Origin of the sequence: Sphaerotilus sp. (genome assembly GCF_041083715.1) — a bacterium.
Classification (GTDB): Bacteria; Pseudomonadota; Gammaproteobacteria; order Burkholderiales; family Burkholderiaceae_C; genus Sphaerotilus.
Map to the genome: position 1 here is coordinate 1 of NZ_JBFPGY010000386.1, position 16,468 is coordinate 16,468.

A 16,468-nucleotide genomic window follows, 5' to 3' on the forward strand; every position below is an offset into this window, starting at 1 on the left:
CTCGACCACCACCACGGCGACCAGAAGATCGACCAGATGCTCGGTGCGGTGCGCCACCAGTTCGGATTCGTTGCATGACTGATGCCACCGCGGTGGACGACACGCTGCTGTCGGCCGCACTCTGGTTGTGCCGGCACCACGGCATCGAACGCAGCCGCGCATCGCTGCTGTCGCCGCTCGGTCTGGAGTCGCCGCTGACGACCGCCACGGTGCAGCAGGTGTTGCGTGAAGCCGGCTTCCACACCTCGCTGGTCCGGCGTGATCCGGCACAGATCCTCGGGCTGCTGTTGCCCGTGATCGTCCTGTTGCAGGACGGACAGGCCTGCGTACTGGTCGGTCGAGAAGAACGTGACGCCGGATTGCACTTCCGTGTCCTGCTGCCGACGGCCGATGGTGCGGAGTCGATCGAGCGCTGGCTGGCTGCGGCCGACATGCAGTCCCAGTGCAGCGGGCCGGTGCTGATCGCCATGCCGGCGCTCGCAGCCGGCCCGGACGGTGAAGGCACGACCGGGCCGGCAGGCGCGCCTGCGGACGCTGGCCACTGGCTCTGGCAGACGCTGCACCGCTACGTTCCCTATTACCGTGGAGCCATGCTGGCCGCGATGCTCAGCAACGTGCTGATGCTGTTCACCGGGCTGTTCACCTCGGTGGTCTATGACCGCGTGATCCCGCACCAGGCGATGACGACGCTGTGGGCGCTGGCGATCGGCGCCACGATGGCCGTGGCCTTCGATCTGGCCGCGCGCCAGTTGCGCAGCCACCTCATCGACCACGCCGGCCGCAAGGCCGATCTGGCGCTGGGTGCCAGGCTCTTCCGCCACTCGCTGTCGATCCGGCTGGAGCACCGCCCGGAGTCGTCCGGCTCGTTCGCGCACCACATGGCGCAGCTCGAAGTGGTGCGCGAGTTTTCGACCTCGGCGACGATGTCGGCGCTCAGCGACCTGCCGTTCGTGCTGCTGTTCGTCGGCGTGACCTGGCTGATGGCGGGGCCGCTGGCGATGGTGCTGGTGGTGGCGGTGCCGCTGATCCTGCTGCTGACGGTGGGCGTGCAGCAGTGGCTGCGCCGCTCGATGACCGCGCAGCAGCGCCAGTTCGCCGACATGCAGGGCCTGCTGGTCGAGACGGTCGAGGGCATCGAGACCATCCGTGCCTGCGGGGCGCAGGGCTATTTCCAGCGCCAGTACGAAGAGGCCAATGCCGCAGCGGCCCAGGCCTCGCTGCGGGCACGCACGCTGTCGAGCTGGGTCAGCAACGTGACGATGGTGTCGCAGCAGTTCGTCACGGTGGTGATGCTGGTCTGGGGTGTCCATCTGATCCGCGATGGCCAGCTCACGGGTGGCGCACTGATCTCGGCGGTGATGTTCGCTGGCCGGACCGTGGCGCCGCTGGGCAGTGTCGTGGCGCTGGCTTCGCGCTACCAGGGTGCGCGGGCGGCCCTGCGCATGCTCGACCAGCTGATGGCGCTGCCCAGCGACCGCGAGCCGGGTCGGCGCTATCTGGTGTCGCCGCAGATCCAGGGCGCGCTCGGCCTGCGCGAGGCGGGTTTCGCGTACGGCCAGCAGTCCGCCCATCCGGTGCTCAAGGGCGTGGACCTGCGCATCCGGGCAGGCGAGCGGGTGGCCATCCTCGGCAAGATCGGCAGCGGCAAGTCCACGGCGCTGCGCTTGCTGGCCGGGCTGTACCAGCCGACGCAGGGCGCCGCTGAGATCGACGGGATCGACCTGCGTCAGATCGATCCTGCGGACTACCGCACCCGCGTCGGCTTCGTCGAGCAGGAGCCGCGCCTCTTCCGCGGCAGCCTGCGCGACAACATCCTGCTCGGCCGTGACAATGCCAGCCCCGAGGCGCTGTCCGACGTGCTGCACCTGACCGGACTTGACCGCATTGCCGCTGCGCATCCGCAGGGGCTGGACATGCCGGTGGGCGAGGGCGGGGCGATGCTCTCGGGCGGCCAGCGGCAGCTGGTCGCACTGGCGCGCTGTCTGGTGACGCGGCCGTCGATCCTGCTGATGGACGAGCCGACCAGTTCGATGGACGCACAGACCGAACAGCAGTTCGTGCAGCACCTGAAGCGTCTGCTCGGGTCGCGCACGCTGGTGGTGGTGACCCACCGGCCGGCGATGCTGGAGCTGGTCGATCGCATCGTCGTTCTCGAGGGCGGCCGCGTGCTGGCGGACGGGCCGAAAGCCGCCGTGCTGCAGGTCCTGTCCGGCCAGCGCACGGCAGCCGCTGCGGCGAATCCACCCACTGTGCCGACCGTGCCGACCGCCGCGGCACCGAGTTCACCCATCGTGACCGACGTGGCCGCGGTCTGAGGTGCGGAGATCCAGATGAAAACCAGCACAGCCGCGGTACCGTCCGCCGGACGCTTCGTGCGCGGCGACGAACAATTTCTGACCGGCACCCGCCAGGCGAGTCTGGTCGAGCCCACGCCGCACGCGCTGTGGGCCATCTATCTGCTGTGCCTGATTGTGGTGGCAGCAGGAGTCTGGGCATCACTGTCGCCAGTGGACGTGATCACGCGCGCACAGGGCAAGGTGGTGCCTGATGGCCAGGAGCAGGTCATCGCCAGCCTGGAAGGCGGGCTGTTGCGGGCGGTCCTGGTGCATGAGGGGGATTTGGTCGAGGTCGGGGCTGATCTGGTCCAGCTCGACCCGACCCGCGTCGCCGCCCAGCAGAACGAAGGCCGTGCGCACCAGCTGTCGCTCATCGGCACGGCGGCACGGCTCTCGGCCGAAGCCAACGGCCGTGCCGCGCTGAACGTGCCGGCTGAACTGCGTGCGGCGGGAGGGGCCGGTGCGGCCATCGTCGCAGCCGAGATGGATGCACTGCAGGCGCGCCGGCGCGTGCTGGAGGACTCGGTGTCGGCCAGCCGCAGCAACATCGCGCTGCTGGAGCAGGAGCTCGCCACCGCGCGCCAGATGGCCGAGCGCGGCCTGATGTCCGAGGTCGAGGTCATGCGGCTGGACCGCCAGCGCAACGAGCTGCTGATGCAGGTGCAGGAGCGCCTGAACCGTTTCCGCCAGGAAGCCTCGACCGATCTGGTGCGTGTCAACGGCGAGCTGGCCCAACTCGCACCGCAGCAGGTGGCCAAGGTCGATGCGGTGCAGCGCACGACGCTGAAATCGCCCGTGCGCGGCATCGTCAAGAACGTGCGCATGACGACGGTGGGCGGTGTGGTCGGCGCCGGTGCACCGATCATGGAAATCGTGCCACAGGGCGACCGGGTGCTGGTCGAGGCCCGCATTCCGCCCGCCGACATCGGTTTTGTCCATGCCGGCCTGCCGGTCACGGTCAAGCTGAGCACCTACGACTTCTATACCTACGGTGGCCTGGAAGGCACGATCGAGGTCATCAGCCCGGATGCGCTCGGCGAGGAGCGCCCCGGCTCGACGCAGGACACGACCTACTACAAGGCCCGCATCCGGGCGGACGCCTCGCGCCTGCACACGGCGACCGGTCACCCGCTGGCGGTGTTGCCCGGCATGACCGCCACGGTCGAGATCCGCACCGGCGAACGCAGCGTGCTGGAGTTCCTGGTGTCGCCCATGCTCAAGGGGCGCGAGGCTTTCCGCGAGCGCTGAGGCGTTCATCGACCCTGGTGTGCTGCCCCATGCTGTCTGTCCGCTCCTCCTTGTCCCCAGCGTCGCTGCCGCTGCCGCTGCCGTTTGCTCTGGCACTTGCTCTTGCACTGTCGGTGCCGTTCTGCGGTGCGGTTCGGGCCGCGCCTGGCTGCGAGGACCCACTGCCGAAGCCACCCGTGGCGGCGGCCGAGGCGACGCCCGCGCCGGAGGATGCCCTGAACCAGCTCGCTTCGCTGGCCCGCGAGGCCGTGGCGCAGAGTGCCGATGTCCGCGGTGCCCAGCACGGCAGCCGCGCGGCCCGGTTCGATCTGGCGCAGACGGCGGCTGCGGCCAGACCGGAGGTCGGGCTGAGCAGCGGACTCGGCCTCAGCCGGACGCAATACGACGGCGACGCCCGCAGCGAGTCCCGCGCCACCAATCTGGCACTCAACGTGTCTGCGCCACTCTACGACGGTGGCCGGCTGGACGAGCTGGTGCGCTACCGGCAGCGCATGGTCGATGCCGGCGAGGTCAGCGTCGGATCGGTGCGCGAGCGGGTGGTGCGCGATGCGGTGATCACTGCGCTGGAGCGCAACCGCTACACGGTGCAGCTGGCGGTGCACGACAGCTACGTCGGCAAGATGGCCTGTCTGGTCCGGATGATGGAGCAGGTGGTGGAACTCGACCGTGGCCGCAGCAGTGAACTGGTCCAGGCGCGCAAGGGCCTGCGCCAGGCGCAGCTCGCCCGCGAAGACGCGCTCACCGCGCAACGCCAGGCGCAGACGCGGCTGCAGCAACTCGTCGGCGGACCCGCCATCCTGCCGTGGCCGGCGGTCGGGCAGCCGCTGCAGGCGCTGCCGCCACTGGCGCAAGTGCTCGACGAGATCGCCGCCAGCCCGGACGTGCGCCAGTTGCGCCTGCAGGCCGAGGCGATGGACGCCTACGCCCGCGCCAGTCGCGCCGAAACCTCGCCGCAGGTGCGTTGGCAGGTGGGAGCGAGCCAGGCGCGCTACGCGCGCATTGACACAGCGAACTGGAATGCTGGCCTCACCCTGAACCTCACGCTCGCCGATGGTGGCGCCGCCTCCGCAGGCAGCAATGCCGCGGCCGAACGCGCACTCGCGACCCGGCGTCAGGAGGACGCGCTGGTCGAGGAGCGCATCCGCACGGCCACCACGCTCCACGACACCGCCAGCAGTGCGTACACGCGGGTCGTGCAGGTCGTCGAGGTGCTCAAGGAGAGCGAGCAGGTCCGCTCGGCGACGTATGAGCAATGGGCTCGGCTGGGCCGGCGTTCGCTGTTCGACCTGATGTCTGCCGAGTCCGAGCACGTCCAGTTGCGACTGGCCGAGGTCAATGCCCAGCACGATGCGTGGTCGGCGGTCGCACAGCTGCGCAGTGCGGGGGCGGGGTTGCTGCCGTGGCTGGCGCCGGAGCTGGCACCCGTCGACATGCACTGAATGGCGCTGGTGTGTGGGTGCTGCTGGCGGAAGAGGTGGGATTCGAACCCACGAATGGGTCACCCCATCGCTAGTTTTCAAGACTAGTGCCTTCAACCGCTCGGCCACTCTTCCTGCAGGGCCGCCATTGTGGCAGAAGTGCAGGCAGGCAGCCGAAAGGTTCACATCGGCGCCAGTGCCTGCGGGCACGCGACGCTGATCCGTTCACGCCGTCCACCGTCCACGCGCGCCGCGGTGAGACGACCGCCCCAGACACAGCCGGTGTCGAGTGCGAGCAGGTCGGTGCGGTCCAGCGCGCCCAGCGTGGACCAGTGGCCGAAGGCGATCGGCGTGTCGGCGGTGCGCCGGCCGGGTGCGTCGAACCAGGGCACCAGGTGGGGTGGCGCCGCATCGGCTCCTTCCTTGAGCTTGTAGTCCAGCGTGCCGTCGGCGTCGCAGAAGCGGATCCGCGTCAGCACGTTGATGACAAAACGCCAGCGGTCCGGCCCCTGCAGCGTGTGGTCCCAGCGGGCAGGTTCATTGCCGTACATCACTTGCAGGAATGCCGGCAGATCAGCGCTCCGCAGCATCGTCTCCACCTCGCCCGCCAGCGCCAGGGTCTGTGCGGCGCTCCACTGCGGCACCACGCCGGCATGCACCATCAGCCAGCCATGCTCCTGCACGGCCAGCCGCTGGTGGCGCAGCCAGTTCAGCCAGTGGTCGCGCCGAGGGCTGGCGAGGACGTCGCCGAGGGTGTCGCTGCGGTGTGCCCGCCGCACGCCATGGGCGACAGCCAGCAGGTGCAGGTCGTGGTTGCCGAGCAGGCAGACGGCCGCGTCCCCGAAGCCGGCCAGCCGCTCCAGTACCTTCAGCGAACAGGGCCCTCGGTTGACGAGATCGCCCAGCAGGTAGATGCGGTCGCGCGAAGGCGAGAAATCGAGGGTGGCCAACAGTCGCTCAAAAGCGTCACAGCAGCCTTGGAGATCGCCGATCAGGTAGTTCATGGCGCGGATTCTGCTACGCTCTTCGCGCTTCAACTGCCGGCGCGAACGCTGTTTCGTGCCCTCTATGGACCTAGCTCTACTCTTTGTGCTGATCGTGATCAATGGCATCTTCGCCATGTCGGAAATGTCCCTGACCGCCAGCCGCAAGGCACGGCTGCAGGTCATGGCCGAAACAGGAGACACGGGCGCCCGCGCTGCACTCGCCCTGCAGAACAGCCCGACCCAGTTTCTCTCCACCGTGCAGATCGGCATCACTTCGATCGGTGTGCTCAACGGGATCGTCGGTGAAGCGGCTTTTTCCGGCCCCGTGGCCGCCTGGCTGCTCGCGAATCTGCCGATCAAGTCCACGGTGGCCGATGTCATGGGCACCGGCCTCGTGGTCGCACTGATCACGTTCATGACGATCATCTTCGGCGAACTGGTGCCCAAGCGGGTCGGCCAGATGTACCCGGAGACGGTGGCCCGTCTGGTTGCGCGCCCGATGCGTGGTCTGTCGGTGGCCGCCGGTCCGTTTGTCAAGCTGCTGGCCGGCACCACGCAGGCCGTGCTCAGCCTGATGGGCGTGCGCGAAAGCGCCAACCGTGGCGTGACCGAAGAGGAGATCGCTGCCAGCCTCGAAGAAGGTCTGGACGCTGGCGTGATCGAGGCGCACGAGCACCAGATGGTGCGCAACGTGTTCCGCCTCGATGACCGCCAGATCGGCTCGATGATGATTCCCCGCGGCGACATTGCCTGGCTGGAGGTCTCGGCCAGCCGCGAGGAGATCCTGGCCGGGCTGACCGAACACGGCCATTCTCGCTACCCGGTCTGCCGTGGCGGGCTGGACGAGGTGCTGGGTGTGGTGACTGCCCACCAGCTGCTGATGCAGCTCGCTGCGAGCCGGGACATCTCGCTCACCGATTCGATGCAGCCCCCCGTGTTCGTGCCGGAAACCCTGTCGGGCATGGAGTTGCTGGAGCACTTCCGTGGCTCGCCGGTACAGATGGTGTTCGTGGTCGACGAGTACGGTGTGGTGCAGGGGGTGATCACGCTGCGTGATGTGCTGGAAGCCATCACCGGCGAATTCACGCCACACCTGGCTGAAGATGCGTGGACGGTGCAGCGCGAGGACGGCTCGTGGCTGGTGGACGGCATGATCCCGGTGCCTGAACTCAAGGACCGCCTCGGCCTGAAACAGCTCCCGGACGAGGACCGTGGCCGCTACAACACCCTGGCCGGCATGGTGATGCTGCTGCTCGGGCGCCTGCCGCAGACCACCGACGCGGTGGAGTGGGCGGGCTGGCGTTTCGAGGTGGTCGACCTCGATGGCAAGCGCGTGGACAAGGTGCTGGCCAGCCGCCTCAGTGACGAAGAAAGAACCTCCGAATGACCGCCAGCTCTTCTGTTCTCTACCACCAGCCGGTCGCCGTGACCCGCGAGCAGCACGCCGGCCACCGTGTGGCACCCGTGCGCGACTGGCGCATCGCGCAGGGCCTGAACGCCGTGCCCGTGACCGCCATCGAGTTCATCGAAGCGGCGCGCGAGTTCCCGATCGCCTTCGTGCCGGCAGGCCAGGATGCACAAGGCCGTGTGCAGGTGTCGCCGGTGATCCTGCTGGGGCTGCGGGAAGGCGAGAACCTGTTCGTCGGCCCTGCAGGCGAATGGCAGGCCACTTACCTGCCCGCCTTCCTGCGCCGTTATCCCTTTGCCTATGCGGCCACGAACGACGGCACGCTGAACCTGGTGGTGGACGTGGCCTGGCCAGGCTTTGGCGGCGAGTCGGGTGACGAAGTGCTGGATGCCGCAGGCGAGCCGACGCCGGTGCTCCACGCCGTGCTGCAACTGCTCGACAACTTCGAGCGCGAAACGGCGCGCACCCGCGTGCTGTGCGATCGGCTGGTTGCGCTGGACCTGCTGCGGGGCGGCGAGATCCAGGGCGCGCTGCCAGACGGGCAGCCGCTCACCGCAGGCGGTTTCTACATGATCGACGAAGCCCGGCTGGCCACGCTGCCGGACGACGCGGTGATCGAGTTGCACCGCCTCGGCCTGCTGGGGCTGATCCACGCCCACCGGGTGTCGATGGGCCATGTGCAGACGCTGGCGCGCCGGCTCGGTGTTCAGTGAACGGCGGCTGAACCCGCGCGGCGGCGGCTCCAGGCCAGCAGGCCGACCACGGCCGCCAGTCCTGCCAGCCAGCCTGCGTGCATGGCACCGCCCCCTCCGCCGTCCGATGCGACGGCGTCACTTGCATCCGGGCCGCAGACTGCCGCCGGTGGTGTGCCGATGCGCAGGACACCCGCGCTGCGGCTGGTGGCGCCGCTGCTGTCGGTGACGGTCAGCTCCACCGTCGCCAGTCCGCTGCCCAGCGCATTCAGCACGGCGGTGCTGCCGGTCGTGCTGCCGCTGAATCCGGCCAGGGCCGTGCCATCGCTGATGCGCCACTGGTAGCCGGTGATGGTGCGTCCGGCACCGGTGCTGGAGCCGCGGCCATCCAGCGTCACGCTGCCGTTGGGTGCCACCTGCGTGCTGCTGTCACCCAGACGCGCGACCAGGGAGTTGCCGGTTGCGGCCCGGACGGCGGCACCGGCATCCAGCATGCCGGCGCCGCAGGTGGCGGTGGTGCAGTGGCATTCGATCTGCGAAACGGTGGTGTCGGCGCTGCAGGCCGGCGCTGTGGCGCCTGCAGGGCGGGCTGGAAAGGTGCGGGCCGTCGACTGGAGCAGGCTCTGCACCTGCGTTGGTGTGAGCGTGGGCTGGGCCGACAGCATCAACGCCACCGTGCCAGACACCAGCGGCGCGGAGAAGCTGGTGCCCAGGCCCTGCGTGCCGCTGCCGGTCGTGTAGCTGGAACATTCCGGGCCGGTGCGGCCGGTGTTGGTCGCGCTCAGGATGGGGTAGAGGCATTCCCCGGTCGCGTTGACGCAGTTGCCCGCTGGCGCCGCGATGGCAACCTCGCTGCCCAGACTGGAGAAGCCGCTCTTGTCCCCCGCATGGCGCAGGCCGCTGACGGCGATGACGCCCGCACAGTTGGCTGGCATGTTGACGGCGCGGTTGTCGTTGCCGGCGGACGCGACGATGACGACGCCTTTCTGCCGCAGCTCGTTGATCGCGTCCAGATACAGCTTGGCGACACCCGGTTGGGTCGGGTCGGCGCCGACGGTGCAGGATCCTGCTTCGCCCAGGCTCATGTTGATGACACGCGCCGGGGTCGGGTTGTCAGGCACACCGTCGACGTGCAGCCCGCCAGCCCAGCGCATGCCGGCGACGATGTCGGCGTCATAGCCGCCGCACTTGCCCAGCACGCGCACCGGCAGCACGCGGACATGGCGTCCCATGCCGGCCATGCCGGTGGCGTTGTTGGTGGCCGCCCCGACGAGACCGGCCACCTGGGTGCCGTGCCAGGAACTGTCCTGGGCGCCACAGCCGCCGAAAGTCTTCGAGTTGGCGTTTTCGTCGGCGGTGATCCAGTCGCCGGGATCGGTCGGGTTGGCGTCGCGGCCGTCTCCGTCGTTGGCCGTGACCGCTTCGCTGATGAAGTCGTAGCCGGGCAGCAGCTTGCCGTCCAGATCCGGATGGTTGAAGCGCACGCCGCTGTCGAGCACGGCGACCACGATGTCGCTGCGGCCGGTCGTGATCGCCCAGGCCGATTCCGCGTTCACCGACGACACCAGCGTGGCGTTGGGGACCTGCAGATACCACTGTCCTGCCACGGGGCTCACACCGGGGCCGCCGGTGAAGAGGGGGTCGCTCACTGCGGCGTGGGCACGTCGGCGGTGGTCCTCGACGACATAGTCGACCTGCGGATCCGCGGCCAGCGCCTGCATCAGGCGGGCGTTGCTCATGCCTGGGGCATGGATGACCTGGGTGTCGGACGAGACCGCCGCACCGTCGGTCAGCTGCAGCCCGACCCGCAGGCCGAGTGCCCGGGCCCGCTGCGGTACGGCGCCACCTGCCGTCGAGGCGGCTGTCGCGGACAGGGCGCTGGCCTGGCGTGCGGATTTGAACTTGACGATCACCCGGGCGTTGCTGGCGGGCGCGCCGGTCAGGTCCGGGCGGGCAGGGGGGTTGGCTTCGTTGCCCGCGGCGGCGATCGGTCCGACGCCGCAGACGAACACCAGGGCGGTCAGGACCGCGCGCAGGCGGTGCAGCGGCGAGAGGGGGAGAGTCTGGCGTGTCATGGTCGGTCGATCGTGAACGTCGCGCGAGTGTAGGTCGCTCTGTTGTCGGCCATGTTGCCTGGTTCTGAATATGCATCCGCCTGGGGGCGGATGGCGGTCGTCAAGCCCTGCACCCTGGGTGTGCGTAGTGCGCAGGGAGGCGGGCGGTGCACCGATCAGTCCCCTGAACACGGGGTTCTTGCCCGCAGGAACATGGCGTGCCCGCCGCTACCATCAGGCTCAATTGTTGAGCCAGGATCGCATGCTGCGCATGAATCCAGCGTTTTACGGCGGGTCCTGCGACCCGCGCCCACCAGGGGAACCCGGACCATGGAACGCACTGAACGTTTTTGCAAGATCGAGATGCTCATCCGCAGCCGTGGCTGCGTGAGCTTTGCCGATCTGATGACCGAGCTGGCCATCTCGCGGGCCACGCTCAAGCGCGATCTGGACCACCTGCGCACCCGCATGGATGCCGCGATCGTCTATGACCGCGACCGCAATGGCTACCGTTTCGAGACGGTGAGTCGCAACGGCCGCCGCAGCTTCACGACGGAGTCACCGGGCGTCTGGTTCAGCGAACGAGAGATCCACGCGCTGCTGACGATGCACCAGCTGCTGGATGGTCTGGGCGTGAACGGCCACATGAGCCGCCATCTGCAGCCCCTGCTCGACAAGCTCAACGGCATGCTCGGCACCAGCGAGACCGAGGCCCGTGAACTCACCCGCCGCGTGCGGGTGGTGGCGCCGGTGCACCGGCCGGTGCGGGGTCGGCATTTCGAGCGGCTGGCCAGTGCCGTGCTGGAGCGTCGGCGCCTGCGGCTGACGGTCGAGGGCGATGACGGCGGTCGAGAGGGTGACCGCGTCGTCTCGCCGATGCGCTTGGTGCACGAGGAGGGCGTGTGGTTCCTCGACAGCTGGGACCACGACCACGAGGGGCTGTGCCGCATCCCGCTCCCCCGCGTGCGGGCGGTGCAGTTGCTGGAGACCCGTGCCAAGGAAGTCGCGATGCGTGTGATCGAGGCGGAACTCGACGCTGCATTGCACCGCGCCTGAGCGCGTCCTCGCCACGGAGCGTGGGCGATACTGGCGCCCATGCCCGAGATTGAAAGAAGCCGCCCTGTTCCGGCTGTCGCTCCCCGTTCCCCCATCACGCCCGGCCTGCTGGTGCTCCATGGCAACCGGCTGGAGCTGCTGCAGGAAGCGGTCTTCGCCTGGCTGGAGCGCCACCCGCTCGATCCACTGGAGCAGGACGTGCTGCTTGTCCAGAGCAACGGCATCGCCGAGTGGATGAAGATGTCGCTGGCGCGGCGCAGTGGCATCTGCGCGGCGACCCGCGTGGAACTGCCGGCGCGCTTCCTCTGGCGCCTGTACCGCGCGATGCTCGGCCGCGACGGTGCCCCGGCCCGCTCGCCGCTTGACAAGGCGCCGCTGACCTGGCGCCTCATGCAGGCCCTGCCCGGGTGGATCGGCGAGCCCGGCTTCGAGCCGCTGGCGCAGTTCCTGTCCGTGTCGCCTGCCGCTGATGGTGCGCACGACCTCGGCCGTCGCCTGCAGCTCGCCGAACGGCTGGCCGACCTGTTCGACCAGTACCAGCTCTACCGCGCCGACTGGCTCGATGCCTGGGGCCGTGGCCACGAGGTGCTGGTCCGTGCCAACGGCGTGACCGAGCCGCTGCCCGACGACCAGCGCTGGCAGGCCCGGCTGTGGCACCGGCTGGTCGAGGGGCTGGACGCGTCCGGCCGGCGCGCGGTGCGCAGCGATGTGCACCGGCGCTTCGTCGAGGCGGTGGACGCGGGCGATGTGCCGCGCCAGCCGCTGCCGCGCCGCGTCGTGCTCTTCGGCCACAGCCACCTGCCGTGGCAGACGCTGCAGGCGCTGGCGGCGCTGGCGCAGCGATCGCAGGTGCTGCTGGCGGTGCCCAATCCCTGCCAGTTCCACTGGGCCGACATCATCGACGGCCGCGAACTGCTGCGCGCGCCCCGACAACGCCACGGCCACCGCCGCGGCCTCGACCTGGGCACGCTGCCGCTCGACCAGGCGCACGGACAGGCGCATCCGCTGCTCGCCGCCTGGGGCCGCCAGGGCCGCGACTTCATCCGCCTGCTGGATGCCTTCGATGACGCGGAGACTGCGCGCCAGCGCTTCCAGATCCCGCGCATCGACCTGTTCGACGACGGCGACGGCGACACGCTGCTCGCCCAGGTGCAGAGCACCATCCGCGACGGCCTGCCGATGGACGAGCTGACCGAGCGTGTGCAGGCCGGCCCGCCGCTGGCCGACGACGACCGCTCGATCGTGTTCCAGATCGCCCACAGCGCGATGCGCGAGGTCGAAGTGCTGCACGACCAGCTGCTGCACCTGCTGGCCCATCCCGGCGACACGCCGCTGGCGCCGCGCGACATCGTCGTCATGGTGCCGGACATCGAGCCTTACGCGCCGATCATCCACGCTGTCTTCGGCCAGCATGGACTGCACGACGCGCGCCACATCCCCTACGAGATCGCTGACCTGCGCCAGCGCGGGCGCCAGCCGCTGCTGATGGCGGTGGAGTGGCTGCTGCGCGTGACGGAGCAGCGCTGCACGGCCAGCGAGCTGCGCGACCTGCTCGATGTGCCGGCGCTGGCACGGCGCTTCGGCCTGCACGACGAGGACCGTGCGACCGCCGCGCGCTGGCTGGCCGGCGCGGGCGTGCGCTGGGGGCTGGACATGGCGCAGCGCGACGGCCTCGGGCTGGGCGCGTGCGGGGAGCAGAACACGGGGCTGTTCGGGCTGCGCCGGATGCTGCTGGGTTACGCCTGCGGGCGCTCGGACACCACCGGTGCCGAGCCGCCGTGGCACGCGATCGAGCCCTACGACGAGATCGGCGGACTGGACGCGGCGATCGCCGGTTCCCTGGCCGGCCTGATCGACGCGCTGCGCGTCTGGTGGCAGCAGGCCAGCGCATCGGTGTCGCCCGCGCAGTGGTTCGCGCGTGGCCAGACCCTGTTGCAGACCTTCCTCGATCCGGCCGACGAGGACGACCGCCTCATGCTCGCATCGCTGGATGAGGCGCTCGGCCGCTGGCTCGACGACTGCGAGGACGCCGGCTTCGACGCGCCGGTGACGCTGCCCGTGCTGCGAGAAGGCTGGCTCGCCGGCGTGGACGAGCCGAGCCTGAACAGCCGTTTCCTCGGTGGCGGGGTGGTGTTCTGCACGCTGATGCCGATGCGGGCCATCCCCTTCGAGGTGGTCTGCCTGCTCGGCATGAACGACGGCGACTACCCGCGCCGCGCGCCGCGCAGCGACTTCGACCTGATGGCGCTGCCTGGCCAGCACCGTCCCGGCGACCGCGCCCGGCGCGACGACGACCGGATGCTGATGCTGGAAGCGTTGCTGGCGGCGCGCCGTGTGCTGTCCATCAGCTGGGCGGGCCGCAGCGTGCGCGACAACACGGCGCAGCCGCCGTCGGTGCTGGTGTCGCAGCTGCGCGACCATCTGGCCGCAGGCTGGGGCCCGGTGGTCGTGGCGCGGCGGACGGTCGAACATCCGTTGCAGCCGTTCAGCCGGCGGTATTTTGAAACCACCGAAGCGGGCGAGGGTGGTGCCGCGCTGCGCACCTACGCCCGCGAGTGGCGTGAAGCACACGCAGCGGCCACTCCTGCCGATCGTCCTGCCAGCGCGGAAGCCCCCGTGCCGGGGTCCACCACGCTGTCCGGATCCGAGCGCGCCGCCATGCTCCCGCTCACCCTGCGCCGCCTGGAAAACTTCCTGCTCAACCCCGTGAAGGACCACTTCCGCGAGCGCCTGGGCGTGGTCTTCCAGCCGCTCGATCTGGCCGTGGCGGACGACGAGCCCTTTGACCTGAACGCGCTGGACGAGACCGTGCTGTTGCGCGAGCTGCTGGAGTCGCCCGCTGCGGATGCCCCGGTCGCACTCGCCGCCTGTCGCGCCGAGCTGCACGCGCGCACCGAGCGGCTGGTGCGCCGCGGCGATCTGCCGGTGGGCGGGCTGGGCCAGCGCTGGCGCGGGCAGTTCGTGCAGCAGAGTGCGCCGATGGCCTTGCAGTGGAACGCCTGGCGCCGCGCGCTGTCCGAGCCGGCCAAGCCGCGGCAGGTCACCGCCGAGCTGGGCGGCATCGGGCTGGACGACTGGCTCGACGAACTGCGCCAGGCCCCTGGCACCGACCACCCGGTCTGGCTGACGCTGGACGCGCGCCGGCTGTGCGTGTACGACAGGCAGACCCAGGCGCTGCGGCCGCTGGCGCACAAGCTGGTCCGGCCTTGGCTGCGCATGCTGGTGGCGGGTGCCTGCGGCATCGCGCTGGAGGCGCGCATCGTGGCGCGGGACGCGCTGCTGGTGCTCGCGCCGCCGCGCACCGCCGTGGCGCAGGTGGTGCTCGACGACCTGCTCGATGTCTGGGAGCAGGGCATGCTGCGCCCGCTGGCCGTGGCCTGCCGGACTGCGCTGGCCTGGCTGGCCGTGCGCGCGAAGTTTCCGGACCAGCCCGACAAGGCCGACGACGCGGCGCGCGCCGTCTACGAGGGCGGCCACAACAGCCGCGGCGAAGTGCAGGACGCGGTGCTGGCCCGGCTGTTCCCGGACTGGGACACGCTGGTCGCCGACCCGGCCTTCGCGCAGTGGGCCGAGCGGCTGTACGAGCCGCTGCGTGCCTGGGCTGCCGACCCCGGCGGCGTGACCGTGCTGCCACTGCCCGATGCCCATCCCGGTGCCGACGAGGACGACGAGGATGCTCGCGATGACTGAAGCCCTGCACCTGCTGGATCCGCTGACCCTGCCGCTGGCCGGCAGCCGCCTGATCGAGGCCAGTGCCGGCACCGGCAAGACCTGGACCATCGCCGCGCTCTACCTGCGCCTCGTGCTCGGCCACGGTGACCACGGCGGGCGGCCACCGCAGCCGCTCGGTCCGTCCCGGATCCTGGTGATGACCTTCACCCGCGCGGCCACCCGCGAGCTGTCCGACCGCATCCGCGCGCGGCTGATCGAGGCGGCGCAGTGTTTCCGTGGCGCCGCCGAGCCCGCACCGCACGACACCTTCCTGCACGACCTGATCGCCGACCACGGGGACGACCCGGCGGGCGAGGTCCGCTCGCAGGCCGCCTACCGGCTCGCGCTGGCCGCCGAAGCGATGGACGAGGCGGCGGTCCACACCATCGACGCCTGGTGCCAGCGCATGCTGCGCGAGCACGCCTTCGACAGCGGCAACCTCTTCGACGAGGAGCTGGTTGCCGACGAGGCCGAGCTGCTGGCGCAGGCCATGCACGACGTCTGGCGCCGCGAGGTCTATCCGCTGGACATCGCGCCGCTGGAGGCGCTGCTGGCAGTGTGGCCGTCGGTGGCCGTGATGCAGCAGCAGGTGCAGCCGCTGCTGCACCAGACCGAACTGCTCGGCGCGGATGCCCAGCCCCGTGCCACGCTGCAGGACTGGTTGCCCGCCTGGGTGGACACGCGCCGCACGACGCTGGCGCAACTCAAGACCGGCTGGGCCGACAAGGCGCGCCGCATCGCCGGCTGGATCAATGCGCAGCAGCAGGGCGGCGCGAACCCCTTCAACGGCAACTTGCTGCGCGAGGCGTCGCTGGAGGCGTGGATCGGGCAGATCGTCGCCTGGGCGGACGACCCGAACGCGGACTTGCTGGTGCTGCTCCCCGACACCGGCCGGATCCGCCTGACGCCGGACGGCATCCGCAAGGCCTACAAGAAAGCCCACGCACCGCCACCGCTGCCGCCCGAGTTCGCCGACTTCGACATGCTGCAGCAGCGGCTCGACGCGCTGGAGCCGCTGGCGCCACGCCTGCTGCGTCACCTCGCGCACCACGTGGCCCGGCGGCTCGACCAGCTCAAGCGCCGCAGCGCCCGCTTCGGGTTCGCGGATTTGCAGGCGCGGCTCGACCGGGCGCTCTCGCCCGAAGCGGGGGAGGCCGGCGAACGCCTGCGCCAGAGCATCCTGGCGCAGTACCCGGTCGCGCTGATCGACGAGTTCCAGGACACCTCGCCCTTGCAGTACCGCCTGTTCGACCGCCTCTACCGCGTCGCCGACAACGATCCCGCCACGGGGCTGCTGCTGATCGGGGACCCGAAGCAATCGATCTACGGGTTCCGTGGCGCCGACATCTACAGCTACCTGCAGGTCCGGCAGGCCACCGAAGGCCGCCACCATGTGCTCGGCACCAACTTCCGCTCGACGCGGGCGCTGATTGGCGCGGTCAACACGGTGTTCGTGCAGGCGGAGCGCCGCTGGTCGGGCGGTGCGTTTGCCTTCGCCAAGGAAGGACCGCTGGCGCTGCCGTTCGAGCCGGTGGAGGCGCGGGGGCGCCACGAAGTGC

General features: G+C 70.2%; 10 protein-coding genes and 1 tRNA gene. 8 read left to right on the forward strand and 3 right to left on the reverse strand.

What is annotated here, in order from left to right; genetic code table 11:
• The first annotated feature begins 74 nt into the window (after window positions 1-74).
• The 3 genes from AB3X43_RS18140 to AB3X43_RS18150 are packed head-to-tail and all read left to right on the forward strand — an operon-like array spanning window position 75 to window position 5,023.
• Window positions 75-2,315, forward strand: a complete 2,241-nt coding sequence (locus tag AB3X43_RS18140; protein ID WP_369431269.1) for a type I secretion system permease/ATPase — start codon at window positions 75-77, stop codon at window positions 2,313-2,315.
• Between the two features lie 15 nt (window positions 2,316-2,330).
• Window positions 2,331-3,584 carry an HlyD family type I secretion periplasmic adaptor subunit gene (locus tag AB3X43_RS18145; protein ID WP_369431270.1) on the forward strand — a complete coding sequence of 418 codons (1,254 nt, stop codon included), beginning with the start codon at window positions 2,331-2,333 and terminating at the stop codon, window positions 3,582-3,584.
• A 29-nt stretch (window positions 3,585-3,613) separates the two neighbouring features.
• Window positions 3,614-5,023 (forward strand): TolC family protein, encoded by a 1,410-nt coding sequence (locus tag AB3X43_RS18150; protein WP_369431271.1) that lies wholly within the window; start codon window positions 3,614-3,616, stop codon window positions 5,021-5,023.
• Window positions 5,024-5,047: 24 nt separating this feature from the next.
• Here AB3X43_RS18150 and AB3X43_RS18155 read toward each other — a convergent pair.
• Window positions 5,048-5,137 (reverse strand) — tRNA-Ser (locus AB3X43_RS18155).
• Between the two features lie 47 nt (window positions 5,138-5,184).
• Entirely contained in the window at window positions 5,185-6,006 is an 822-nt protein-coding gene (locus AB3X43_RS18160) for a symmetrical bis(5'-nucleosyl)-tetraphosphatase (protein ID WP_369431272.1), read from the reverse strand.
• A 64-nt stretch (window positions 6,007-6,070) separates the two neighbouring features.
• Here AB3X43_RS18160 and AB3X43_RS18165 point away from each other — a divergent pair, with 64 nt between their 5' ends.
• Window positions 6,071-7,375: a hemolysin family protein gene (locus AB3X43_RS18165; RefSeq protein ID WP_369431273.1), complete on the forward strand. Its 1,305-nt coding sequence runs from the start codon at window positions 6,071-6,073 to the stop codon at window positions 7,373-7,375.
• The gene (locus AB3X43_RS18170) at window positions 7,372-8,109 is read left to right on the forward strand and encodes a SapC family protein (protein ID WP_369431274.1); all 738 of its coding nucleotides are present in this window, start codon (window positions 7,372-7,374) and stop codon (window positions 8,107-8,109) included. Before AB3X43_RS18165 ends, AB3X43_RS18170 begins: the two co-directional genes overlap by 4 nt.
• Here AB3X43_RS18170 and AB3X43_RS18175 read toward each other — a convergent pair.
• A complete protein-coding gene (locus AB3X43_RS18175) occupies window positions 8,103-10,163 on the reverse strand; it encodes a S8 family serine peptidase (protein ID WP_369431275.1) in 2,061 nt (686 codons plus the stop codon). The genes AB3X43_RS18170 and AB3X43_RS18175 overlap by 7 nt on opposite strands.
• Window positions 10,164-10,472: 309 nt before the next feature.
• Between AB3X43_RS18175 and AB3X43_RS18180 the strand changes: the two genes are divergently transcribed.
• The 3 genes from AB3X43_RS18180 to AB3X43_RS18190 all read left to right on the forward strand — a co-directional run.
• A complete protein-coding gene (locus AB3X43_RS18180) occupies window positions 10,473-11,198 on the forward strand; it encodes a helix-turn-helix transcriptional regulator (protein ID WP_369431276.1) in 726 nt (241 codons plus the stop codon).
• 39 nt (window positions 11,199-11,237) lie between these two features.
• Window positions 11,238-14,888 carry an exodeoxyribonuclease V subunit gamma gene (gene recC / locus AB3X43_RS18185; RefSeq protein ID WP_369431277.1) on the forward strand — a complete coding sequence of 1,217 codons (3,651 nt, stop codon included), beginning with the start codon at window positions 11,238-11,240 and terminating at the stop codon, window positions 14,886-14,888.
• Window positions 14,881-16,468: UvrD-helicase domain-containing protein (locus AB3X43_RS18190; protein ID WP_369431278.1), on the forward strand; the 1,588-nt coding region annotated here is incomplete at its 3' end. The genes recC and AB3X43_RS18190, both read left to right, overlap by 8 nt.